The organism is Nocardioides ginsengisegetis, from assembly GCF_014138045.1.
Taxonomy (GTDB): Bacteria; Actinomycetota; Actinomycetes; order Propionibacteriales; family Nocardioidaceae; genus Nocardioides; species Nocardioides ginsengisegetis.
This window is the reverse complement of the sequence record NZ_JACGXA010000001.1, coordinates 3,618,144-3,641,762: the sequence shown is the minus strand read 5'-3', so window position 1 is coordinate 3,641,762 and position 23,619 is coordinate 3,618,144. Positions and strand designations below refer to the sequence as shown.

Sequence of the window (23,619 nt, the reverse complement as noted above, 5' to 3'; positions counted from 1 at the left end):
CGGCCAGGTTGAGCAAGCCCCGCGACCGAGGAACGAGGTCGCGACGGGCGCGTCGAAACCCATGAGGTGGGCAGCCGCAGTTCCCTCGGACGGTCTCAGTCGGCTAGGGACGCCCGCAACGCCCGATGGATCCCGTTGGGCGTCAGGACCCCCACGAACTGGGCGCCCTGCTTGACCCCCACGACGGCCTTGTCGTCCCGCAGCAGGACGGCCAACGCCTCCTCGAGCGTGGAGGACACGTCGATGGCGGCGCCCAGGTCGCCCATGCTCACGCCGTCGAGCGGCTCGAGGTGGGCGGGGTCGATGGGGGTGACGGCGAGCCGGCGCAGGCCGCGCGTCGAGCCCACGAAGTCGGCCACGAAGTCGTCGGCCGGGCGGCCGAGCAGCTCGGCGGGGGTGGCGTACTGGGCGAGCCGGCCGCCGGCGGCGAACACCGCCACCCGGTCGCCCATCTTCACCGCCTCGTCGATGTCGTGGGTGACCAGCACGACGGTCTTGCCCAGGTCGCGCTGCAGCCGCAGGAACTCGTCCTGGAGTCGCACCCGCACGATCGGGTCGACGGCGCCGAAGGGCTCGTCCATCAGCAGCACCGGCGGGTCCGCGGCCAGCGCCCGTGCCACGCCGACCCGCTGGCGCTGGCCACCGGAGAGCTGGTGCGGGAAGCGGTCGGCGTAGGTCGCGGGGTCCAGGCCCACCAGCGCCATCAGCTCCTCGGCCCGCGCCCGGGCGGTGGCCTTCGACTCGCCGTACAGCAGCGGGACGGTCATGACGTTGGTCAGGATCCGCTGGTGCGGGAAGAGGCCGACCTGCTGGATGACGTAGCCGATGCCGCGGCGCAGCTTGACCGGGTCGACCCTCGTCACGTCGCGCCCGTCGATCTCGATGGAGCCGGTGGTCGGCTCGATCAGCCGGTTGATCATCTTCAGCGTCGTGGACTTGCCGCACCCGGACGGCCCGACCAGCACGACCAGCTCACCCGCCTCCACGTCGAGGTCGAGGGACTGCACCGCCACGGTGCCGTCGTCGTAGGTCTTGCCCACCCCGGCCAGTCGGATCATCGGCTGCTCGTCCCGGAGCCGGTAACGTCCATGCCGTGACCCTACTCGCGCAGGTGGCGACCGCTGCGCAGCCGAGCTGCTACAGCCGCCTGACCAACGAGTGGTTCTGCGGCCAGTACCTCCACGACCGCCGTGCCGACATCGTCGACGCGACCGTGCAGCACCTCCAGATCACGGTGTACGCCGTGGCGCTGGGCATCGCGATCGCCTTCCCGTTGGCGCTGCTGGCCCGCCGCCTGCCACGCCTGGAGACGACCATCCTGGGCGCCAGCACCGCGCTCTACACGATCCCGTCGCTGGCGCTGCTGCCGCTGCTCGTGCCGTTCACCGGGCTGGAGATGCGGACCGTGGTGATCGGGTCGGCGCTCTATGCGCTCACGATCCTGGTCCGCAGCATGCTCGAGGGGCTGCGGTCGGTCCCCGACGACGTGCGCGAGTCGGCGGTCGGGCTGGGCTACGGCGCTTCGCGGCTGCTGCTGCGCGTCGAGCTGCCGCTGGCGCTGCCGGTGATGATGGCCGGGCTCCGCGTCGCCACGGTCTCGACCGTCGCGCTGACCACCGTCGGCACCCTCGTGTCCTACGGCGGACTGGGCAACCTGATCTCGGACGGCGTGTTCACCAACTTCCGGGCCGAGCTGATGGCGGCGGCCGTCCTGTGCGTCGTCCTCGCGGTGGTCCTCGATCTCCTGATCGTGCTGGTCCAGTGGCTGCTGACCCCCTGGACCCGGGGAGCGCAGGCATGAACACCCCACGAAATCGCTCGCTTCGCTCCCGATTCCGCGGGGACCCCGCATGAGGGTCTTCAGCGACACCTGGGCCTACCTCAGCGCCGGCTCGAGCTGGACCGGCGACCGCGGCCTGCTGCACCTGATGCTCCAGCAGCTGCTCCTCACCGGCACCGCCCTCGTCATCGCGCTCGTGCTGGGCCTGCCGCTGGCGCTGTGGCTGGGCCACCTCGGCCGTGGCGGCCTGCTCGCCGTCAACATCTCCAACGTCGGCCGGGCGGTCCCGACCTTCGCCCTGCTCGCCCTCTTCGTCACCGCCGACTTCCCCGGGACCCGCGAGTTCGGGCCCTACGGGCGCGCCGGCCTGGCCACCCTGCTGGCGCTGGCGTTGTTCGCCCTGCCGCCGATCATCACCAACGCGTACGTCGCGGTGCGCGAGGTGCCGGCCGACGTGAAGCAGGCCGCGGACGGCATGGGCATGACCGGACTGCAGAAGTTCCGACGGGTCGAGCTGCCGCTCGCCACGCCCCTCGTCCTCTCCGGGATCCGACTCGCGCTGGTGCAGGTCTGGGCCACCGCGACCATCGCGGCGCTCGTGGCCGGCCCCGGCCTGGGCCGTGTGATCACCGACGGCTTCGCCCGCAACGAGTTCGGCAAGGGCATCGCCGGCGCCGTCGTCGTGGCCGTCGTCGCCCTGGTCCTCGAGCTCGTCGCCGCAGCGGCCCAACGGGCGCTCGACCCGGTGCCGCGCGCGCCGAGACGCAATCGTGACGGCGGAATGTCCGGGGGACGTCCTAGTGTTGCAGCGTCGGACGCCGAATCCGTCGGCGCCTGAGCGCCGTTCCCAGCACCACCGGACACGCGCGGGCCGGACCCGCGGGACACAGAAGGTAGAAGCCCATGAAGCTCCGACGTTCCCTGCTGACGGTGCTCTCCGTCGGCTCGATCCTGCTCGCCACCGCGTGCGCGGGTGACGACCTCTCGTCCAAGGACACCTCGTCCAGCTCCTCGGCCAGCGCCGACCAGGGCGACCTGACGATCGCCAGCCAGAGCTTCGGGGAGGCCGCGCTCGTCGCGGAGATGTACAACCAGCTCCTGACCAAGGCCGGCTACCACGTCGACGTGAAGCTCGTCGACAGCCGCGACGCCTACATCGGGATCTTCCCCAAGAGCGTCGACGTCGTGCCTGAGTACGTCGGCGGCATCGTCAACGAGCTCAACGCCCGCGCCAACGGCGACAAGGCCAAGCCGTTCGAGGCCGGCGACGGCGCGCAGCTCGCCGCCGACGGCAAGCAGCTCCTCGACGACGCGGGCATCACGCTGCTCGACGTCTCGTCGGCCACCGACACCAACGCCTTCTTCGTCACCCAGAAGTACTCCGACGACAACGGCGTCACCAAGCTGTCCGACCTGTCCGGCAAGTCCGTGGTCCTCGCGGCGGCCGACGACTGCGAGGGCCGCCTCGACTGCGAGGCCGGTCTGTCCGACGACTACGGCATCAAGATCAGCAAGCTGCTGCCGCTCGGCTACGCCAGCGACCAGACCTACAAGTCCGTGATCGACGGCGAGTCCCAGCTCGGCGAGACCAGCACCACCGACGGCACCCTCGCCTCCCAGGGCCTGGTGGTCCTCGAGGACGACCAGCAGATCCAGCCGGCCCAGAACCTCGTCCCCGCCGTCGGCACCCAGTTCCTCTCCGACCACCCGGACGTCGCCGACGTCCTCAACCCGCTGATGGCGGCGCTGACGACCGAGAAGCTCACCGAGCTCAACGGCCGGATCTCGGTGGACCGCGAGGACCCGAAGGCCGTGGCCACCGACTTCCTGACCTCCGAGGGCCTGCTCTGAGGGGCGGCGGGCCGACGTCGCCCACCACAGGGACGTGACCCCGGAGCAGGACGAGGCGATCAACCGCACCATCAAGCGGCTGGAGCGGGTCGCGCTGCTGCGCGGCGCGCTTCCGCTCTGCTTCGTGGGGTTCGGCGTGGCCGGTCTCTACGCCTGGGTCGCCAGCACGGGGGACGACGCCGTCCAGACGTTCTGGATCGGAGTCCCGCTCGGCGTCATCGGCTCGGTCCTCGCGATCGTCGGCTATCGCGGTCGGCTCCGGGAGATCCGCAAGCCCGGGGACCCGACCACCAGGCACTACCCGTGGCTGTTCATCGGCTGGGTGGTCGTGGTCGCCGGCCTGCTGATCCCGCCCTACACCGCCGGCTGACCACCTGCTCGAGTCGACGGACCTGTCAGACCTCGTGCTCACGCACGGCGAGGGCCGCGCGGTCGACGGAGTGCCGGTCGATGACCGGGACGTCGATCCGCGGCCCTTCGTCGTCGGTGACCCGGTCGACCGGCCGCCCGAGCCCGGCGGCGTACTCCATCACGGCGGCCGCGTCCGCGCGCCGGTCCTGCTCGACCAGCCAGCCGGTCAGCCGGTGCACGGGCGGCAGGCCGCTGTGCACCAGCGACCGGTCGCCCCACATCTCGACCACGCCTGCCTGCAGCAGCGACCACCACTCGTCGGGGCAGCCGGGGATCTCGGTGAAGTAGCGGTGCAGGTCGCCGGCCAGGACCCGGTCCCGGAAGATCTCCAGCACCCGGGGATCGGCGTACTCCTCGACGGAGCGCAGTGCCATCCGCTTGGTCTCCCAGCGGTCGGCGAGGTCCTGCAGCGACGAGCGCTGCTGGGTGATCGAGGTGCCGTCGTCGCGGATCCGCCAGTGGTAGACGACCTCGGGGAGGACGTCGAAGCGGCCGGCGAGGAACGCCCGGGTCGTCGTCGGCTGGTCCTCGTAGCGGACGCCCTCCGGCCACGACAGCCCGGCGGACTCCCAGAACGACCGGCGGAACATCTTGTTCCAGGCGAAGACGTCGCCGAGGATCTCGGGGTGGTCGGTGATGCCGGCCGCGAGCCGCCGGGTCGCGTGCAGGCGCCGCATCCACGGCGGCTCGTGCAGGCCGTCGGACTCCCACCGCACGATCGAGCCGGTGGCGAAGTCGGACCCCGACCCCTCCAGCGACCGGACGAGCGTCGACCAGGCGTCGCGCGGCACCACGTCGTCGGAGTCCAGGAACGTCACGTAGTCGCCGGTGACGTGCCGCAGTCCCTCGTTGCGCGCCGCGCCCAGCCCGTGGTTGTCGGTGTGCACCACCCGCACGCGGGGGTCACGCGCGGCGTAGGAATCGGCGATCTCCCCGGACTCGTCGGGAGAGCCGTCGTCGACGACGACCACCTCGACGTCGCGGTGCCGCTGCTCGAGGGCCGAGTCGAGGCAGGCCGGCAGCCAGGCCTCGACGGCGTAGACCGGGACGACGACGCTCACCAGGGGCGCGCGGCGGCGTCCGAACCTCATGCGCCGGAATCTACCGACAGGAACGGGTCGACCGAGTCGGTCGCGAGCGGCTCGCCCGGAGCGGCGTACATGATGTCGAGCGTGCGGCCGCCCAGGTCGCCGACGACCTCGCCCATCCCGGCCAGCACCTGCTCGCGGGGGAGCGTGGTGCGCAGGCCGAGGAGGTAGCCCTGCAGTCCGTCGGGGTACTCGATCCAGGCGAGGGTCGCGGTCTCCACCCCACCCAGCCCCGAGAGGTACGTCGACAGCCGGTCGACGAGGCCGTCCGGCACGCTCGCCGGCCGGCCGACGTTGACGGTCGTCTCGGCCTCGACGGTCCGGCTGGGGGCGCCCGGGACGACGCCGGCCATCAGGTCGGACATCTCCGGGACGGTGAACTCCTTGCCGTAGTCGTTGTGCGGGTTGAGCAGCAGCGGCAGGTTGGCGCGCACGAGCATCCCGAAGAGCCCGCGGCCCTCGATCCCGCGCACCTCGTACTGGCCCTCGCCCAATCCCATCGCGGCCGCGAAGGCGGCGTAGCGGTCCGGGGAGGTGAAGGCGACCGCGAGCGGCACGTCGCGATGGTCGTTGATCGTGAGCGGGTGGAACTGGTCCGTGGCGGAGCCGGGGGTGCCGGGCACGCCGAGCATGGTGGTCATCGCCGCGTCCGTGAACCGCTGTGACGCCCGCGCGTCGTCGCGGGAGTCGGCGGCTGCGACCAGCAGCTCCTCGAGCGGTGTGAGTGGGGTCTCGGCGTGCGTCATGGTGCCCACCTTCACATGTCGCCGCCCGCGCGCAGAACGGTAGGCTCCCTGCTCGTGACGACCCCCACCAGTGGCCCCAGCAATGCCCCGACGCCGGCCGACCCCGCGGACCTCTCCCCGGAGGCCTACCCGCGCAAGGTCCTCTTCGTGGCCGGAGCCGGCCGCAGCGGCACGAGCACGATGGCCGGTCTCATGCAGATCCTGGGCCTCCACGTCCCGCAGCCCGAGGTCGTCGCCGACGAGACCAACCCCAAGGGCTTCGGCGAGCCGGCCTGGGCCGTCGAGCACCACGACCGCCTCCTGAAGGAGGCCGGCGTCCAGGTCAGCGACGCCCGTCCCGACGCGTGGTTCGAGACCGGCCGGGTCAGCACCCGCGAGCCGGAGCGGATCAAGACCGCCGAGTGGCTCGAGAGCCACTTCTCCGAGTCCCCGGACTACACCGAGCTGGTCGTGAAGGACCCGCGGCTGAGCTGGTTCCTCTCGCTGTGGCGCGTCGCCGCGATCCGCACCGGCGCGACCCCCGTCTTCGCGACGATGCTGCGCCCGCCGGCCGAGGTCGTGGGCAGCAAGCAGAAGTACTACGCGAACCGGCTGGGCTCGGCCCACCTCGCGGCGTCGTGGCTCAACATGCTCCTGCACACCGAGCGTGCGACCCGCGAGTCCGTCGCCGACGGCGGCCGCTCCTTCGTGCGGTACGCCGACCTCCTCGACGACTGGACCAAGACCACGATGCAGGTCGGGGAGCAGCTCGACCTGCAGCACCTCCTGCACGCCAAGAGCGAGGCGATCCGCGACGGGCACCGCTTCGTCGACCCCGGCCTGCGCCGCGTGACCCAGTCGCTGGCCGACCTCAACCTGCCGCCGCGCCTGCACGAGATCACCGGCGACACCTGGCACGAGCTCAACAAGCTCGCCGATCCCGGCGGCGACACCCCCGAGGTGCACGCCGCGCTCGACTCGCTGCGCGAGGCCTACGTCGAGCTCTACGAGGAGGCCGAGGCCATCTCGCGCTCGTCGGTGGTCGCCGCCGAGCAGCGCGTCCGCAAGCAGGGCAAGGGCGCTGCCCGTCCGGCCACTCCGGCGCCCTCCTCGCTGGTCGACAAGGTGCCGCACGACCTTCGCGCCAAGATCCCGCCGAGCGTGCGCCGCGGCGTGCGCAAGGCACTCGGGCGCAGCCGGTGACGGGGACCCGCACGGCCACCGGGCTGACCAACCTCGAGGGCCACAGCGACTTCGACATCACCTGGCCCTGGACCCGGCCCGGCGGGCTGCGTGCCGGCACGACCGCGGTGCTGCGGGTCAAGGACGAGGCGCCCAGCCTGCCGTTCGTGCTGCCTCCGCTGCTGCGGGCCTGCGACCACGTGCTGGTCGTCGACAACGGCTCGACCGACGGCACGCCCGAGGTCGCGGCCGAGACCGCCGCGAAGGTCGGGCTGGCCGACAAGCTCGCCCAGGCGTCGTACCCCTTCTCGGTGGCGCGCGCCGGCGCCGAGCACCTCGCGCAGCACGAGCTGTCGGTGCACTCGCTGGCCTACTTCTACAACTGGTGCTTCGCCCAGGTCGGGACCCGCTACTCCTGGAAGTGGGACGGCGACATGGTGCTGACCACCGAGGGCGAGGTCTCGATCGCCGACCTCGGCTGGCAGGTCGGCGACGTCCAGTCGATCATCCGCGTGCCGCGCCACGGCCTCTACCTGGCCGACGACCGGACCGGCTATCTCGACCTCGGCCTGCGCAACGCCGAGGAGTGGGGCTTCCCGATCGGGCCGGACTTCATCTACACCAAGGCCTACGAGTGGGAGATCCGGACGACGCCCGAGGGCGTCCGCTCGATCGGCCTGCCGCAGGGCATGTGCGTGGAGCTGAAGTACCTCGACGGCGACGAGTTCGCGCACTGGACCGACCCGGAGTCGTTCGCGACCAGCTTCCGCAACAAGCGCAAGCGCCGCGAGTGGGAGGTCTTCAACGCCCTCAAGGACGGGACCGTCCCCGAGGGTGTCGTGGAGCTCCGCGCCCCCTCCGGCACCCACATCGTCGACTACGTCACCCACGAGTGGCTGCCGCGCGCCCCGCGCCCCCTGCAGGTGGGCCCGCGCTGACGGACCGGTGTCGGACACGTCACGTCCCGGTCCGTTCACAGGCGGGGATGCACCCGCGTACATTCGACGTTGCACTGATGTACCACTGACGAGCACACCGTCCGGTACCCACACCGGCCCCCGCGAGGGGGTGGTCGGAGGGACTGGAACGAAAGGGTTCGCTACATGACGCACCACTTCACCGTGGGCGTCGTCGGCGCTGGACGCGTCGGCGCCGTCCTCGCCTCCGCGCTGGGCGCCGCGGGCCACCACGTCGTGGCCGCCGCCGGCGAGTCCGACGCCTCCCGCGCCCGCATCGCAGCCCTGCTGCCCGGTGCCGTCAACGAGAAGCCGACCGCCGTCGCCCGCGCCTGCGACCTGCTGCTGCTCACGGTCCCCGACGACATGCTCCCCAACGTCGTCCAGATGCTCGCCGCCAGCGGCGCGATCTCCGCCGGCCAGACCGTCGTGCACACCTCCGGCCGCCACGGCCTCGCGGTCCTCGAGCCCGCTGCCGACCTCGGCGCCCACGTCATCGCCATGCACCCCGCCATGACGTTCACCGGCACGGCCGTCGACCTCGACCGGCTCGCCGGCTGCGTCTTCGGCCTCACCGCCGGCCCGGCCGACAGGGCCGTCGCCGAGTCCCTCGTCGCCGACCTCGGCGGCCGCCCGATGTGGGTGCCCGAGGAGATGCGCACGCTCTACCACGCGGGCCTGGCCCACGGTGCCAACCACCTCGTCACCCTGGTGACCGAGGCGATGGAGGTGCTCGCCGCGGCCGGCGCCGACGACCCGGCCGGGACCCTCCGCCCCCTGCTGACCGCCGCCCTCGACAACGCGCTGGCCCAGGGCGACGCCGCCCTGACCGGGCCGATCGTCCGCGGGGACGTCAACACGGTGCGCGCCCACCTCGCCGACATCGCCGCCAACGCGCCGCAGACGCTGGCGTCGTACGTCGCCATGGCGCGCGCGACGCTCGACCGGGTGGTGACCGACGGTCGCCTCCTGCCCATCCGTGCCGCGAGCATCCGGCTCGCCCTCGACGAGGCCGTCGCCACCGCCGCCGGCCGTTCCGGGGTCCCCCTGACATGAGTGCCACCCCTGCCCTGGCCGGCACCCGTGCGGAGCTGGCCGCCCTGCTGTCGGCCGCCCGTGCGTCGGGTCGCCGGGTCGGCTTCGTGCCGACCATGGGTGCCCTGCACGAGGGCCATGCCAGCCTGATGCGGGTCGCCCGCGACGAGGTCGGCGACGGCCCGGTCGTCGTCTCGATCTTCGTCAACCCCCTGCAGTTCGGGGAGGGCGAGGACCTCGACCGCTACCCCCGCACCCTCGAGACCGACCTGAAGCTGTGCGAGCGCGAGGGCGTCGACATCGTCTTCGCGCCGTCGGTCGAGGAGGTCTACCCCGGCGGTGAGCCGGAGGTGACGATCGAGCCCGGGCCGCTGGCGACGGTCCTCGAGGGCCGCACCCGCCCCGGCCACTTCCGCGGGGTGCTGACGGTGGTCGCCAAGCTCTTCGGGCTGGTCGGTCCCGACGTCGCCGTGTTCGGGCAGAAGGACTACCAGCAGCTCGCGCTGATCCGGCGGATGGTGCTGGACCTCAACCTCGCCGTCGACGTGGTCGGCGCCGAGACCGAGCGCGAGCCCGACGGGCTGGCGCTCTCCAGCCGCAACCGCTACCTCGACGAGGAGCAGCGCCGCGAGGCCGTGGTCCTCAGCCGCACCCTGCTGGCCGCCCGCGAGGGCGCCGAGTACGGCGTGGACGTCGCCCTCGACGCGGCCCGGGCGGAGCTGCGCACCTCCACCGTGGTCGACCTCGACTACCTCGAGATCACCGCCCCCGACCTCAGCGAGCTCCCCGCCGACGTACCCGCCGGCACCGAGGCGCGGGTGCTCATCGCCGCCCGCGTCGGGAGCACCCGGCTCATCGACAACATGCCCCTCACCATCGGGGCCGCACCCGCTGCCCGACCGACCCAGGGAGACGCCTGATGCTCCGCACCATGATGAAGAGCAAGATCCACCGGGCCACCGTGACCCAGGCGGACCTCCACTACGTCGGGTCGGTGACCGTCGACGAGGACCTGCTCGAGGCGGCCGACCTGCTGCCCGGCGAGCTCGTCCACATCGTCGACGTCACCAACGGCGCCCGGATCGAGACCTACACGATCGCGGGGGAGCGCGGCTCCGGCGTGCTCGGCATCAACGGTGCCGCCGCGCGCCTGGTGCACCCCGGCGACGTCGTGATCCTGATCGGCTACGGCCAGATGGAGACCGCCGAGGCGCGCGAGCTGAAGCCGCACGTCGTCTTCGTCGACGCCGACAACAAGATCCTCGCGACGGGCTTCGACCCGGCCGAGACCTTCGACGGTGCCGGTCTTGTCCGCGGTGACTCCGTCCAGCCGTCGGGGGCGGGGCGCTAACCTGCGCCCATGGCCGACACACCCGTACGCCGGGTCCCCGGGCGCCTGACCGCGCCCGCCCCGGGCTGGACCACGACCTCCGACGTGGTGGTCATCGGCTCCGGCATCGCGGGGCTCACCGCCGCGCTGCGCCTGCGCGGTCAGGTCGACAAGATCCTCGTCGTCACCAAGGACGTCCTCGCCGCCGGCTCGACCCAGTGGGCACAGGGCGGCATCGCCGCCGCGCTCGGCCCGGGTGACACGCCGGCGCAGCACGAGGTCGACACCCTCGTCGCGGGCGCGGGCGCCTGCGACCTCGAGGCCGTCCGGGCGCTGGTCACCGAGGGGCCCGAGGCGGTGCGCGAGCTGATCGCGCTCGGCACCCGCTTCGACCACAGCCCCGAGGGCGAGCTGTCGCTGACCCGCGAGGGCGGCCACCACCGCGACCGCATCGCGCACGCCGGTGGCGACGCCACCGGCGCCGAGATCCAGCGCGCCCTCATCGCCGCCATCGAGCAGGCCCCCGAGATCGAGGTCGTCCAGCACGCCCTCGCGGTCGATCTGCTGCTCGACGGCCCGGCCGGCGAGGGCGCCATCGCCGGTGTGACCCTGCACGTGATGGGCGAGGGACAGCGCGACGGCGTCGGCCTGGTCCGCTGCCGGGCCGTGGTGCTCGCCAGCGGCGGCCTGGGCCAGGTGTTCTCCCAGACGACCAACCCTGCGGTCTCCACCGGCGACGGCATGGCGGTCGCCCTGCGGGCGGGGGCCGTGCTGCGCGACCTGGAGTTCGTGCAGTTCCACCCGACGGTGATGTACCTCGGCCCCGAGTCCCGCGGGCAGCAGCCGCTCATCTCCGAGGCGGTCCGCGGCGAGGGGGCGTTCCTCGTCGACTTCGAGGGCAACCGCTTCATGCAGGGCGTGCACGAGCTGGCCGACCTCGCGCCCCGCGACGTGGTCGCCAAGGCGATCATGCGCCGGATGATGGAGACCGGGCAGCCGCACATGTGGCTGGACGCCCGTCACCTCGGTGCGGAGTTCTGGGAGCGGCGCTTCCCGACCATCCTGGCGACCGCCCGCGCGCACGGCATCGACCCGGTCATCCAGCTGATCCCCGTCGCCCCGGCCTGCCACTACGCCTCGGGTGGCGTCCGCACCGACCTGTGGGGCCGCTCCAGCGTGCCCGGCCTCTACGCCACCGGCGAGGTCGCCTGCTCCGGTGTGCACGGCGCCAACCGGCTCGCGTCCAACTCGCTCCTCGAGGGCCTGGTCTTCTCCCGCCGGATCGCGACCGTCCTGCCCGGGGAGCTCCGTCCCTGGTCCGAGCCGGTCACCGACACCCGCACGCATGGACTCGTCCCGGGGTCGGTCCGGGCCGAGCTGCAGGAGGTGATGACCTCCCGCGTCGGCGTGCTGCGCAACGCGACCGGCCTCGAGGAGGCCGGCGTACTCCTCGACAAGCTGGCGGGCGTCCCCGCCGAGGCCGTCGACCAGGAGTCCTGGGAGACCACCAACCTCGTGACCATCAGCGCGGCCCTCACCGGGGCCGCCGAGCTGCGCGAGGAGACCCGCGGCTCGCACTGGCGCGAGGACTTCCCCGAGCGCGACGACGTCCGCTGCGCCGGGCACTTCGACACCGTCATGGCCGACGGCGAGACGACGATCGAGTTCGTCCCCGCGGCACCCACCGACCCCTCCCACCCCGCCCCGCAGGAGCACCCGTGATCGCCCGCACGCCGTACGACGCCCTCCCCGCCGAGCTCCTGGAGGAGCTGGCTGCCGCGGGCCTGGACGCCAAGGCCGTCTACGACGCGGTCGTCCTCGCCGTGGCCGAGGACCTCCCCGGCGAGGACGTCACGAGCGTCGCGACGATCCCCGAGTCGGCGCGGGGAGTCGCCGACTTCGCGGCCCGCGAGCCGGGCGTCGTGGCCGGGCTGACGGTCGCTGCCCTGGTCTTCCACTACGTCATGGGCGACGAGGTGGTCGTCGCCGACCAGCTCGCCGACGGCTCGCGCGTCGCCGCCGGCGACGTCGTGATGCGGGTCAGCGGACCCACCCGGGGGTTGCTCACCGCCGAGCGCACCGCCCTCAACTACGCCAGTCACCTCTCCGGCGTCGCCACCGCGACGGCGGCGTGGGTGGACGCCCTCGCCGGCACCCGCGCGCGGGTCCTCGACACCCGCAAGACGCTGCCGACCTACCGCGCCCTCCAGAAGTACGCCGTCCGCTGCGGCGGCGGCGTCAACCACCGGTTCTCGCTGTCCGACATGGCCATGGTCAAGGACAACCACGTCGTCGCCGCGGGCGGCGTGGTGCCCGCCTACGAGGCTGTCCGTGCCGCCTACCCCGACCTGCCGGTGGAGGTCGAGGTGACCGACCTCGACCAGCTGCGGGAGCTCCTCGAGGCGGGCTGCGACAGGATCCTGCTCGACAACATGGACTCCCCGACGATGGCCGAGGCCGTCGCGATCACGGCCGGCCGCGCCACGCTCGAGGCCTCCGGCGGGCTGACCTTCGGGCGTGCCCGCGAGGTCGCCGAGACCGGCGTCGACTTCATCTCCGTCGGTGCCCTCACCCACTCGGTGAAGGTCTTCGACATCGGGCTCGACCTGCAGGACGCCTAGGCCATGCCGCTCCTGGCCGCCGACATCGGCAACAGCCACACCGTGCTCGGCCTGGTCGAGGACGGCGAGGTCGGCGCGGACTGGCGGGTCGCCACCGACGATCGACGTACCTCCGACGAGTGGGCGGTGCTCCTCAACGGGCTGCTCGGCGACCTGCGGCCGACGGTCACGGGCGTCGCGGTCTGCTCGACCGTGCCGTCGGTCCTGCACGAGTGGCGCGAGATGCTGGCCCGGCACTTCGCCGACGTGCCGCACGTCGTCGTCGAGCCGGGCGTCCGCACCGGCGTGCCGGTCCTCATGGACAACCCGCGCGAGGTCGGCTCGGACCGGATCATCAATGCGCTGGCCGCCGCCACGAAGTACGGCGGTCCCGCGATCGTGGTCGACTTCGGCGGCACCGCCACGACCTTCGACGTGGTCAGCACCCAGGGGCAGTACGTCGGCGGCGCCATTGCACCCGGTATCGAGATCTCCCTCGAGGCGCTCGGTGCGCGCGGTGCCCAGCTGCGCAAGGTCGAATTGCTGCGGCCGCGTTCGGTGATTGCCAAGAACACCGTCGAGGCGCTGCAGTCGGGAATGGTTTTCGGGGTCGCGTCCCAGGTCGAGGGAATCGTGGCCCGGATGACCGCCGAGCTCGGTGTCGAGGCGCATGAGATGAACGTCATTGCGACCGGTTATCTCGCGCCGCTGGTATTCGACGAATGCCGGTGTTTCACCGCGTCCGACCCGTGGCTCACCCTGCGCGGCCTCGAGCTGGTGTTCACCCGCAACAGCTGACGCATATCGCGCAGGTCCGGAAAGCGCCTATTCGGCGAGCACGGGGGAATTCTTTTCCTCCTGTGCCATGATGCATTCGAAATCCCCCGTATTCATGCATGCACTTTTATGAATGAGGTAATGCAGATGGCTCAGAAGGTCCACATCGTCCTGGTCGACGACCTCGACGGAAGCGAGGCCACCGAAACCGTTTCCTTCGGCCTCGACGGCACGTCCTACGAGATCGACCTCAACGACAAGAACGCCGCGAAGCTGCGCGACGTCCTGGCCGGCTACACCGGTCACGCCCGCAAGGTCGGCGCCGCCTCCCGCCGTGGCCGCAAGACCTCGGCCGCCTCCGCGTCGGGCCCGAGCGCCCGCGAGATCCGCGACTGGGCCCGCTCCAACGGCTACGACGTGCCCGACCGCGGCCGCGTCTCCGCCGAGGTGCGCCAGGCCTTCGACGCGGCCAACTGACACGTGCGGCGACCGCCGGGCCGACCTATCGTCGTCGCATGCGCTTGCTGACTCGGGCGGCACTCGCCGCTGGCCTGCTGACGATGAACGGCCTGGCGGTCGCCTGCTCGGAGGACAACCCCCTCGACAACGCCTCGACCTGCCCCGGGTCGACCTGCACGGCGGAGCTCCAGGACCTCGTCGACGCCGTCGGGGCCGTCGACGGTGTCCACGCGGTGACCGAGGCGCACCGCGAGCACGTGGTCGGCAAGCCGGAGCGCGTCCTCGTCGAGGTCGACGCGGCCCCGGCCGACGACGCTGCGGGTGAGTCGATCGCCAACGACGTCGCCGACGTGATCGAGGCCTCGCCCATCGCCCCCGAGCAGCTCGCGGTCACCGTGACGTGGCGGCCCGCAGACATGGTCGATCACCCGGTCGAGTTCACCAGCCACCAGGCTCCGCCCGAGGGGCGCTGTGCCGACCCCGGGTGCTCCGCCGAGCTGGCCGCGCTGGTCGACGACCTGCGTGCTCGCTACCCCGATGCCTCGGGAGTCCGGGCCACCCTGGACGGCGGTCGTGTCGACGTGTCGGGACGCTGGGAGGGCGCCGGAGACGCCCCCGCCGTGGCCGTGGCCGGCCTGGTCCACGACTCGGAGGTCCGCGGCTACGACACGACGGTCGTGACCCTGGTGGAGCGGACTCCGCACCAGGTGGAGGTACGCCGCGGCGGGTGGTGACCCCGACCGGCTCTCCACAGGCCGCTGGGGTCGGGGTTTGGCCCCGCTCCGGCTGCGGAATCCCTACGGTGTCCGCTCGGAGACCAGGAGTCAGACATGTACGGGGAACCCAGCAAGATCCGCGAGGTCGCGGAACGGCTCGAACGTCGCGCAGACCAGCTGCGCACGGAGGCCGACGACCTGCACGCAGCCAGCCAGGAGACCGGATGGGTCTCGGTCGCGGCCGACCGCATGCGCGCCCAGGCGACGCAGCGGCGCGACGAGCTCCGGGGCGTGGCCCGGGAGTACGACGAGGCCGCGCAGAAGGTCCGTGACCACGCGGCCGAGGTGCAGCGGCTCCTCGACCTGATCGCCACCATCGAGCACCAGGCCCGCGCCATCATCGCCGGCGCCATCGACCGGGTGAAGGACGCCGTCTCCGACGTGATCGGTGGCATCAAGGACGCCCTCACCCCCGGCGACGAGCACGACAAGCGCCTCGCCGAGACCCCCTTGCCCCCACCCGGGCACAAGGACTGGCTCGACATGCCCGACGTGATCCCCGGGATCCGGCTGTGAGCCCCGTCGTGCGCGTGGCCACGCGCCCCGCGGAGGCCGTCCCGCTCGTCCCGTGGCGGGTCCGGCTGCGCCTGGACGAGCTGGTGCTGGCGGCCCGGCTCGCCGGCGACGTGCCCCTCCCGGTGCGGGTCGACACCGACGGCGGCCACCGGCTCTCCGACCGGCTCTCCGGCACGCCCCTGAGCCAGGCACGCTCCCTGCTCGCCGCCTCCCTCGCCCGGGTCGACGACGACGGCCCGTCCGGGGCCCGGGCGTCGCTGCAGGACCAGGAGCTCCTCGACGGCGACGACGTCGACCCTGCGGTCGCGTCCGCCCTCGTGGTGCTCGCGACCGGACCGCTCGGCCTCCAGCTCGACGTCGCCGCGGAGCGCGCGGCCGGGACCTCGCGGCTCCGCTGCTGGTTCGGCGTCGCGCCCGGCATGGTCGTCCAGCTCTCGACCGGCGACGGGCTGGACTACGAGCTCGCCTGGTTCGACCCGGCCCTGTGGGTCTCCCAGCTCACCCGGGCCGTGACCGTCGAGCCCTGGGCGTCCTCGACGGCGCCGATGGCCCTGCCCGACTACGTCTCCCTGCCCAGCGAGCTGCTGGCCGGCAACGCGAAGGCCCACGACGAGCAGCGCACCGACCTCGTGCCGGCGATGGCCGCGAGCCACGTCGGCCGAGTCCGGCTCGGCGAGCCCGGCGACGTCCACGACGCCGATCTCGAGGAGGTCCTGGCCGTGCTCGGCACGCTGGGTCGGGCCTCCCGCGGACGGCTCCGGCTCCTCGCGCTCCGTCGCGATCGCGAGGAGAAGCCGGCGGTGCTGTCCTGGCTCCTCTTCGACGATGGCTGGCACGAGCTGCGGCCGGGCCGGGACGCGACGAGCGTCCTGCGCCGACGCGACGCCCGGGACGTGGGCCTGTTCAGCCTGCCCGTCGTCGACGCGGTCGCAAGGCCGGCCGCGGGCGCGGGGGAGGAGCGATGAGCACCCCCGACATCACGGTGAGCGGCGGTGCTGGGGGCATCGACGCCCGCTACACCGACATCGAGCGCCTCGGTCACCTCTACGGCGACCTCGGTGGCCGGCTCGCAGGTCAGGCCTGGGACGACAAGCTCGAGGCGGCCGACGGCGACCTGATCGCGTCCGCGATCCTCTCGCCCGGCACGTTCGCCTCGGCCGAGGGGGCCATCCTGGACGCGACGTACGGGCCGCGCGGCCTGGTCGCCCGGGCTGTCGTCCTGGAGGCCGAGAGCTTCTGCTTCGTCGCGGTGGTCGAGATCTACCGCACCGCCGACGACCTGCGTCACGCCGCGATCGAGTCCTTGTCCTACGGTCTCGGCTTCATCGTCGGCGTCGACCTGCCCGGCGTCCTCCTCGCCGGGGCGGTCGTCTACGGTGGGCTGCGGCTGGGCGGGATGAGCAACGAGGACCTGATCGCCTTCCTCGAGGACCACCCGGGGCTCGCGGAGACGCTCGTCAACGGCGGCGGCGGGCTGCTCGACGGCATGTCCGTCAACCCGCTCACCGGCCCGCTGATGGGACTGCTCGGGCTCGACGGCTTCCACCCCGACACGGGCTCGGCCGCCGACGACCTGGGCGACCTGCTCTTCGGCGACTACCACGGCACGCTCAACCCCGACTACACGCCGCCCGACGACTTCCACCTCGGCTCCCCGACCAGCGTCCAGGGCCTGATGGACAACCTCGGCAGCGTCAACGACCTCGAGGACGGCGTGATCAGCGTGCAGCAGGTCGTCGGCCCCGACGGAACCGTGCGCTGGATCGTCGACCTGCCGGGCACGGACCACTTCATGGACGAGCACGCCATTCGCAACATGGGGTCCAACATGAACCTCATCGCCGGCGACGACACGGCGTACGCCGAGGCGATCCAGCAGGCCATGCAGGCCGCCGGCGTGAGCCCGGGCGACCCGGTGATGCTCGTGGGGCACTCGCAGGGAGGGATGCAGGCGGCGGCGCTCGCCGCCGACCCCGACTTCCCCTACCACGTGACCCATGTCGTGACCGCCGGTGCGCCGATCGCGACCTCGGGGATCCCCGACCACGTGCAGGTGCTGTCGCTGGAGAACTCCGCCGACCTCGTCCCGCACACCGACGGCGAGCCCAACCCGGCGACCGCCCACCACACCACCGTGACGGCGGACCTGCCGCACGGCTCGTTCGCGGGTGACCACGACCTCGACACCTACGCCCAGATCGGCGCGGCGATCGACGGCAGTGACGACCCGTCGGTCCAGGCGTCGCTGGGGAGCATGCACGACTTCCTCACCGGCCAGCCCGGCCAGCTCGGGACCCAGACCTTCCAGACCGAGCAGGGCGACCAGGTCCGACCGGCCGACCTGCCGCTGCTCGACCTGATGCCGTGACCTGATCTCGGAGGACAACGGGGCCGCTCCTGTGCCGTGATCCGGACGCGTGTTCGCTGAGAGCGGAGCGCGGATGTGTGCGCTCCGGGAACGCGTAGGCTGGTCCCGGGGTTAGTCCTGGTGTCCCGTCCCGTGGGACACACGCACGGGGCGGCCCCGGATCTTGAGGAGAGATGCGCATGTTCGAGCGGTTCACTGACCGAGCTCGTCGGGTGGTCGTGCTGGCCCAGGAAGAGGCCCGCATGCTCTCCCACAACTACATCGGGACCGAGCACATCCTGCTCGGCCTCATCCACGAGGGCGAGGGCGTCGCCGCCAAGGCCCTCGAGAGCCTCGACATCTCGCTCGAGGCCGTGCGTGCGCAGGTCGAGGAGATCATCGGCCAGGGCCAGCAGGCCCCGAGCGGACACATCCCCTTCACCCCTCGCGCCAAGAAGGTGCTCGAGCTGTCCCTGCGCGAGGCGCTGCAGCTCGGCCACTCCTACATCGGGACCGAGCACATCCTGCTCGGCCTGATCCGTGAGGGCGAGGGCGTCGCAGCCCAGGTGCTGCAGAAGCTCGGCGCCGACCTCAACCGCGTGCGCCAGCAGGTCATCCAGCTGCTGTCGGGCTTCCAGGGCAAGGAGTCGTCCGCCTCGGGCGCCGCGGCGAGCGGGTCCGCGAGCGACGCGCCGTCCTCCTCGCTGGTGCTCGACCAGTTCGGCCGCAACCTCACCCAGGACGCCCGCGAGGGCAAGCTGGACCCGGTCATCGGCCGGGAGCAGGAGATCGAGCGGGTCATGCAGATCCTCTCGCGGCGCACCAAGAACAACCCCGTCCTCATCGGCGAGCCCGGCGTCGGCAAGACGACGATCGTCGAGGGCCTGGCCCAGGACATCGTCAAGGGCAACGTCCCCGAGACGCTCAAGGACAAGCAGATCTACACCCTCGACCTGGGTGCCCTGGTCGCCGGCTCGCGCTACCGCGGTGACTTCGAGGAGCGCCTGAAGAAGGTGCTCAAGGAGATCCGGACCCGCGGCGACATCGTGCTGTTCATCGACGAGATCCACACCCTCGTCGGCGCCGGCGCCGCCGAGGGCGCGATCGACGCCGCCAGCATCCTCAAGCCGATGCTGGCCCGTGGTGAGCTGCAGACCATCGGCGCGACCACCCTCGACGAGTACCGCAAGTACCTCGAGAAGGACGCCGCGCTCGAGCGCCGCTTCCAGCCCATCCAGGTCGCGGAGCCCTCGATCGCCCACACGATCGAGATGCTCAAGGGCCTGCGCGACCGCTACGAGGCGCACCACCGCGTCACCATCACCGACGAGGCCCTGGTCTCGGCGGCGACGCTGGCCGACCGCTACATCTCCGACCGGTTCCTGCCGGACAAGGCCATCGACCTCATCGACGAGGCCGGCTCCCGTCTGCGCATCCGCCGGATGACCGCACCCGCCGACCTGCGCGAGTACGACGAGAAGATCGGCGACGTCCGCCAGCGCAAGGAGGCGGCGATCGACGGGCAGGACTTCGAGGCCGCGGCCCGCCTGCGCGACGAGGAGAAGCAGCTCATCCTGAAGAAGTCCGAGCGCGAGAAGCAGTGGCGCGCGGGCGACATGGACGAGGTCGCGGAGGTCGACGAGGAGCTGATCGCCGAGGTGCTCGCCGTGGCGACCGGTATCCCGATCGTCAAGCTGTCGGAGGAGGAGTCGACCCGCCTGCTCAACATGGAGGACGAGCTCCACAAGCGCGTCATCGGCCAGGAGGAGGCCGTCAAGGCGATCTCCCGTGCCATCCGGCGTACCCGCGCCGGCATGAAGGACCCCAAGCGGCCCGGTGGGTCGTTCATCTTCGCCGGCCCCTCGGGCGTCGGAAAGACGTGGCTGTCCAAGTCGCTCGCCGAGTTCCTCTTCGGCGACGAGGACGCGCTGATCCAGCTCGACATGAGCGAGTTCGGCGAGAAGCACACGGTCTCGCGGCTCTTCGGGTCCCCTCCCGGCTACGTCGGCTACGAGGAGGGCGGCCAGCTCACCGAGAAGGTCCGCCGCAAGCCGTTCTCCGTCGTCCTGTTCGACGAGGTCGAGAAGGCCCACCCGGACATCTTCAACAGCCTGCTGCAGATCCTGGAGGAAGGTCGCCTGACCGACTCCCAGGGCCGGGTGGTGGACTTCAAGAACACCGTCATCATCATGACCACCAACCTCGGCACCCGCGACATCTCCAAGGGCGTCAACCTCGGCTTCCAGCAGGGTGACGGCGCGGGCTCCTACGAGCGGATGAAGGGCAAGGTGTCGGAGGAGCTCAAGCAGCACTTCCGTCCCGAGTTCCTCAACCGTGTCGACGAGATCATCGTGTTCCCGCCGCTGACGCAGGAGCAGATCGTCGCCATGGTGGACAACATGATCGCCGGCCTCGAGCTGCGCCTGAAGGACCGCGACATGTCTCTCGAGCTCACCCAGGTCGCCAAGAACCTCCTGGCCGAGCGCGGGTTCGACCCGGTGCTGGGTGCGAGGCCGCTGCGTCGCACCATCCAGCGGGAGATCGAGGACGTGCTCGCCGAGAAGATGCTCTTCGGCGAGGTCGGCCCCGGCCAGATCGTGCTGGTCGACGTGGAGGGCGAGGGCCCGACGGCGAGCTTCACGTTCAAGGGCCAGAAGATCGGGGTGCTCCCGGACCTGCCGCCGTTCGAGACCGCGGGCGTCGAGCTCGGCGACGCGCTGGTCGAGGGCCCGGACGACTCCGAGGGCCCGATCGACGTGCCGAAGTCCGGCGACACCGACTGACCCGACACTGATCGGCAACCGCAAGCCCGGACTCCCTGGAGTCCGGGCTTGCGGCCGTGGGGGCCGCGTCCACGGCTGCTGCGCGACGCCCATCACGCACGTCGGCTGCGTTGCCAGCGCTCGTCGGGCCACGGCCCGCCGTCGCGCCGGCGCCTTGCCGACGCCTTGCCGACGCACGCGCTGGACGCCGCTCGCGACGCCGCTGACGCGGCCCCCACGGCCTGCGGCATGATCGGGGCATGCTCGTCACCGCCAGCACGGTCAAGGACACGCTGCCCAACATCCAGCGGTTCGTCACCGGCAACCTCGCCGGCGGCGTGGACCACCTCTTCGTCTTCCTCGACGCGGGCGACCCGGAGGTGCGCGCCTGGCTCGACGAGCACCCCCACGTCACGTGCGTGCGTACCGACAGCGCGTGGTGGCAGGGCGACCGTCCCGACCAGCTCAACGTCCGGCAGCGGGTCAACGCCAACACCGTCCGGGCGCTGCTGAGCGCGGTGGACGGGGTCGACTGGGTGTTCCACATCGACGCCGACGAGATCATCCAGGTCGACCGCTCGGTGCTCGACACCGTGCCGGCCGACACCCGGGTCGTGAAGCTGGCCCCGCTGGAGGCGGTCAGCCGCAAGAGCTGGGACGGCGACCCGACGTGGTTCAAGCGCCTCCTCGACAAGGACGACCTGACGCTGCTCCAGACCCTCGGCGTCCTGGACCGGCCCTCCAACGGCGCCTACTTCCACGGCCACGTGGACGGCAAGTCCGGCGTGCGGCCGGCCCTCGACGTCTGGCTGACCCTGCACCACGGCGTCGACGCGGCCAAGGAGGAGCTGCCGTCCTTCCAGGACGACTCGCTCCGGCTGCTGCACTACGAGTCGTTCTCGGGCGAGGACTTCGTGCGCAAGTGGACCTCGATCCTGGCGGCCGGACCGATGGCCAACTTCCGCCCGGCCCGCGAGCCCACCGCGATCGCCCTGCGGACCCTGATCGGCAAGGGGCTGACCGAGGAGCAGGCGGCGCCGTACCTCATGCGCATCTTCGAGCGCACCACCGAGGACGACTTCGACACCCTGCGCGACCTCGGGCTGCTCGTCGAGGTCGACCCGCGGCAGGGCACGCACCAGCCGGCGGACTTCCCGGCGCTCGACGAGGTGCGCGGCATGCTCGAGCGGGTCGCCGCGGAGTCGAAGCGGGCCTTCCACCCGGGCGAGCCTGTGGCCTCCGCCCAGAAGGTCCTCGACGCCGTGACCGGGGTCAGGGCAGGGCGTAGCTTCCTGCGTCGGTCCTGACCAGGAGGCCGTCCGCGAGCAGGCTGGCCAGGCAGCGGGTGCGCTGGGCCTCGTCGGCCCAGGCCGCGTCCAGCCGGGCCCGTGGCACGGACCCCTCGGCGTCGCGGAGCACGGCGAGCAGCCGGCCGCGGCACTGGCGGTCGGTGCCGGCCCAGGTCTGCACCTTCCGCGGCGGACCGTCGTACGCCGGCTTGCCGGCCGCCCGCCAGGCGCAGAGCCCGGCGACGGGGCAGTCGCCGCACCGCGGGTTGGCCGCCGTGCACACCAGCGCCCCGAGCTCCATCACCGCGACCGACCAGCTCGCGGCCGTGGGCTCGTCCTCGGGGAGCAGGTCCTGGGCGACGTCGCGCTCGGCGCGGGTCACCGAGGCGGCGGGGAACTCCACGCCCGACACGGCACGGGCGAAGACGCGGCGGACGTTGGTGTCGAGCACGACGTGGCGCCGCCCGTGGGCGAAGGTGGCGATCGCGGCGGCGGTGTAGTCGCCGATGCCGGGCAGCGCCCGGAGGTCGTCGTACGACGCGGGCACCTCGCCGCCGTGCTCGGCGACGATGGCCGTCGCGGCCGCGTGGAGCCGCAGGGCGCGTCGCGGGTAGCCGAGCCGGCCCCAGGCGCGCACCGCCTCGCCGGACGACTCGGCGGCGAGGTCGGCGGGCGTGGGCCACCGGGTGAGCCACTGCTCGTGCACGGGCAGCACCCGCGCCACCGGCGTCTGCTGGAGCATGAACTCCGAGACCATGACCGACCAGGCCGACGCCTGCACGCCACGCCACGGCAGCTCGCGGGCGTGGTCGTCGTACCACGCGAGGACGGGGTCGTGGAGGGCGCTCATCGCGTTCCATTCTGGGCAACGCCCGTCCCGACAGGGAATCCGGGCCCGATCTCGTGCGGACCGTCGGTGTGGCAGCGCCGGACAGGGCCCGGCCTTGACTAGCGTTGCGCCATGACCGCCCTGACTCGTGGCCCGCTGCCGGCCCGCGTGTACTGGACGCGGCGGCTCCTCGTGCTCGGGACCGCGCTGGCCCTGGTGGTCGTGATCGCCCGCGTGCTCACCGGCGGCAGCGACGCCTCGTCGGCGGACGCCCGCGCGACGCCCGTGGCCGCCGCGCCGACCGTGACGGTCACGCCGAGCGGCACCCCCGCGGCCACCACCAAGAAGCCGGGCAAGCACCACAGCCACGCGCCCGTCCTGGCGGCCCCCTCCGGCCCGTGCGACGACGAGGACATCGCGGTCGAGCCCGACGTCAAGCAGCCGGTCGCCGGGTCGGACGTGCGCATCGTGCTGAAGCTGCGCACCCTCACCGAGGAGGCCTGCACCTGGCGGGTCTCGAAGGACACGCTGACGGTCAAGGTCACCTCCGGCAAGGACGAGATCTGGTCCAGCCGCGAGTGCCCGAAGGTGGTCCCCACCGAGGACGTCGTGGTCCGCAGGGCGGTCACCGAGACGGTCGGCCTCACCTGGAACGCCAAGCGCTCCGACGACACCTGCTCGCGCTTCACCGACTGGGCGCTGCCCGGCTACTACCACGTGGTGGCGGCCGCGCTGGCCGGCGAGCCCGCCGACCTGCAGTTCAAGCTGGACGCCCCGTCCGGCCCGGTGATCACCCGGTCGCCGTCGCCGACCCAGTCGCCCCACCAGTCCAAGCACGGCGGGCGGCCGCAGGCGCCGTCGCCCAGCAGCTCGCGCTGAGTCGAGCTGGCGCAACTGCCGGCGTCA

General features: G+C 72.2%; 24 protein-coding genes. 20 read left to right on the top strand and 4 right to left on the bottom strand.

Going from position 1 to position 23,619, the window contains the following annotated elements; all coding sequences use genetic code 11:
- Positions 1–95: 95 nt before the first annotated feature.
- A complete protein-coding gene (locus FB382_RS17610; protein WP_182540991.1) occupies positions 96–1,058 on the bottom strand; it encodes an ABC transporter ATP-binding protein in 963 nt (320 codons plus the stop codon).
- A gap of 35 nt (positions 1,059–1,093) precedes the next feature.
- Here FB382_RS17610 and FB382_RS17605 point away from each other — a divergent pair, with 35 nt between their 5' ends.
- The 4 genes from FB382_RS17605 to FB382_RS17590 all read left to right on the top strand — a co-directional run bounded on the left by FB382_RS17605 (position 1,094) and on the right by FB382_RS17590 (position 4,001).
- Positions 1,094–1,801 carry an ABC transporter permease subunit gene (locus FB382_RS17605; RefSeq protein ID WP_182540990.1) on the top strand — a complete coding sequence of 236 codons (708 nt, stop codon included), beginning with the start codon at positions 1,094–1,096 and terminating at the stop codon, positions 1,799–1,801.
- Between the two features lie 49 nt (positions 1,802–1,850).
- Positions 1,851–2,618: an ABC transporter permease gene (locus FB382_RS17600; RefSeq protein WP_125036668.1), complete on the top strand. Its 768-nt coding sequence runs from the start codon at positions 1,851–1,853 to the stop codon at positions 2,616–2,618.
- 65 nt (positions 2,619–2,683) lie between these two features.
- Positions 2,684–3,631: an ABC transporter substrate-binding protein gene (locus tag FB382_RS17595; protein ID WP_182540989.1), complete on the top strand. Its 948-nt coding sequence runs from the start codon at positions 2,684–2,686 to the stop codon at positions 3,629–3,631.
- Between the two features lie 34 nt (positions 3,632–3,665).
- The gene (locus FB382_RS17590; RefSeq protein ID WP_182540988.1) at positions 3,666–4,001 is read left to right on the top strand and encodes a hypothetical protein; all 336 of its coding nucleotides are present in this window, start codon (positions 3,666–3,668) and stop codon (positions 3,999–4,001) included.
- Positions 4,002–4,026: 25 nt separating this feature from the next.
- Here the strand turns inward: FB382_RS17590 and FB382_RS17585 are convergent, their stop codons facing one another.
- Together FB382_RS17585 and FB382_RS17580 are read right to left on the bottom strand one after the other, a co-directional pair.
- Complete coding sequence (locus tag FB382_RS17585; protein WP_182540987.1) at positions 4,027–5,133, bottom strand: glycosyltransferase family 2 protein; 1,107 nt, start codon at positions 5,131–5,133, stop codon at positions 4,027–4,029.
- Positions 5,130–5,876 carry an enhanced serine sensitivity protein SseB C-terminal domain-containing protein gene (locus FB382_RS17580; RefSeq protein ID WP_182540986.1) on the bottom strand — a complete coding sequence of 249 codons (747 nt, stop codon included), beginning with the start codon at positions 5,874–5,876 and terminating at the stop codon, positions 5,130–5,132. The genes FB382_RS17585 and FB382_RS17580 overlap by 4 nt, the downstream gene beginning before the upstream one ends.
- A gap of 54 nt (positions 5,877–5,930) precedes the next feature.
- On the opposite strand from FB382_RS17580, the gene FB382_RS17575 reads away from it, so the two are divergent.
- The 15 genes from FB382_RS17575 (at position 5,931) to FB382_RS17505 (ending at position 21,902) form a co-directional block, all read left to right on the top strand.
- Positions 5,931–7,058, top strand: coding sequence for a sulfotransferase family protein (locus FB382_RS17575; RefSeq protein ID WP_182540985.1), 1,128 nt, complete (start codon positions 5,931–5,933; stop codon positions 7,056–7,058).
- Positions 7,055–7,975, top strand: coding sequence for a glycosyltransferase family protein (locus tag FB382_RS17570; RefSeq protein ID WP_182540984.1), 921 nt, complete (start codon positions 7,055–7,057; stop codon positions 7,973–7,975). The genes FB382_RS17575 and FB382_RS17570 overlap by 4 nt, the downstream gene beginning before the upstream one ends.
- A 165-nt stretch (positions 7,976–8,140) precedes the next feature.
- A complete protein-coding gene (locus tag FB382_RS17565) occupies positions 8,141–9,049 on the top strand; it encodes a Rossmann-like and DUF2520 domain-containing protein (RefSeq protein WP_182540983.1) in 909 nt (302 codons plus the stop codon).
- Positions 9,046–9,948 (top strand): pantoate--beta-alanine ligase, encoded by a 903-nt coding sequence (gene panC / locus FB382_RS17560; RefSeq protein WP_182540982.1) that lies wholly within the window; start codon positions 9,046–9,048, stop codon positions 9,946–9,948. The genes FB382_RS17565 and panC overlap by 4 nt, the downstream gene beginning before the upstream one ends.
- A complete protein-coding gene (gene panD / locus FB382_RS17555) occupies positions 9,948–10,379 on the top strand; it encodes an aspartate 1-decarboxylase (RefSeq protein ID WP_182540981.1) in 432 nt (143 codons plus the stop codon). The genes panC and panD overlap by 1 nt, the downstream gene beginning before the upstream one ends.
- Positions 10,380–10,388: 9 nt before the next feature.
- Positions 10,389–12,080 carry an L-aspartate oxidase gene (locus FB382_RS17550; RefSeq protein WP_182540980.1) on the top strand — a complete coding sequence of 564 codons (1,692 nt, stop codon included), beginning with the start codon at positions 10,389–10,391 and terminating at the stop codon, positions 12,078–12,080.
- Positions 12,077–12,979 (top strand): carboxylating nicotinate-nucleotide diphosphorylase, encoded by a 903-nt coding sequence (gene nadC, locus FB382_RS17545; protein WP_343055656.1) that lies wholly within the window; start codon positions 12,077–12,079, stop codon positions 12,977–12,979. Before FB382_RS17550 ends, nadC begins: the two co-directional genes overlap by 4 nt.
- Positions 12,980–12,982: 3 nt before the next feature.
- Positions 12,983–13,756, top strand: a complete 774-nt coding sequence (locus tag FB382_RS17540; protein WP_125036653.1) for a type III pantothenate kinase — start codon at positions 12,983–12,985, stop codon at positions 13,754–13,756.
- 126 nt (positions 13,757–13,882) lie between these two features.
- Positions 13,883–14,212, top strand: coding sequence for a histone-like nucleoid-structuring protein Lsr2 (locus FB382_RS17535; protein WP_182540979.1), 330 nt, complete (start codon positions 13,883–13,885; stop codon positions 14,210–14,212).
- A gap of 38 nt (positions 14,213–14,250) precedes the next feature.
- A complete protein-coding gene (locus tag FB382_RS17530) occupies positions 14,251–14,928 on the top strand; it encodes a hypothetical protein (RefSeq protein WP_182540978.1) in 678 nt (225 codons plus the stop codon).
- A gap of 96 nt (positions 14,929–15,024) precedes the next feature.
- Positions 15,025–15,486, top strand: a complete 462-nt coding sequence (locus FB382_RS17525; RefSeq protein WP_125036650.1) for a WXG100 family type VII secretion target — start codon at positions 15,025–15,027, stop codon at positions 15,484–15,486.
- Positions 15,483–16,451, top strand: coding sequence for a hypothetical protein (locus FB382_RS17520; protein ID WP_182540977.1), 969 nt, complete (start codon positions 15,483–15,485; stop codon positions 16,449–16,451). Before FB382_RS17525 ends, FB382_RS17520 begins: the two co-directional genes overlap by 4 nt.
- Entirely contained in the window at positions 16,448–17,854 is a 1,407-nt protein-coding gene (locus tag FB382_RS17515) for an alpha/beta fold hydrolase (RefSeq protein WP_182540976.1), read from the top strand. The genes FB382_RS17520 and FB382_RS17515 overlap by 4 nt, the downstream gene beginning before the upstream one ends.
- 179 nt (positions 17,855–18,033) lie before the next feature.
- Positions 18,034–20,616 carry an ATP-dependent Clp protease ATP-binding subunit gene (locus FB382_RS17510; RefSeq protein ID WP_182540975.1) on the top strand — a complete coding sequence of 861 codons (2,583 nt, stop codon included), beginning with the start codon at positions 18,034–18,036 and terminating at the stop codon, positions 20,614–20,616.
- A gap of 239 nt (positions 20,617–20,855) precedes the next feature.
- The gene (locus tag FB382_RS17505; protein WP_182540974.1) at positions 20,856–21,902 is read left to right on the top strand and encodes a glycosyltransferase family 2 protein; all 1,047 of its coding nucleotides are present in this window, start codon (positions 20,856–20,858) and stop codon (positions 21,900–21,902) included.
- On the opposite strand, the gene FB382_RS17500 is transcribed toward FB382_RS17505, so the two are convergent.
- The gene (locus tag FB382_RS17500; protein ID WP_182540973.1) at positions 21,868–22,734 is read right to left on the bottom strand and encodes an HhH-GPD family protein; all 867 of its coding nucleotides are present in this window, start codon (positions 22,732–22,734) and stop codon (positions 21,868–21,870) included. The genes FB382_RS17505 and FB382_RS17500 overlap by 35 nt on opposite strands.
- A gap of 111 nt (positions 22,735–22,845) precedes the next feature.
- On the opposite strand from FB382_RS17500, the gene FB382_RS17495 reads away from it, so the two are divergent.
- Positions 22,846–23,592, top strand: coding sequence for a hypothetical protein (locus FB382_RS17495; RefSeq protein WP_182540972.1), 747 nt, complete (start codon positions 22,846–22,848; stop codon positions 23,590–23,592).
- Positions 23,593–23,619 lie beyond the last annotated feature (27 nt).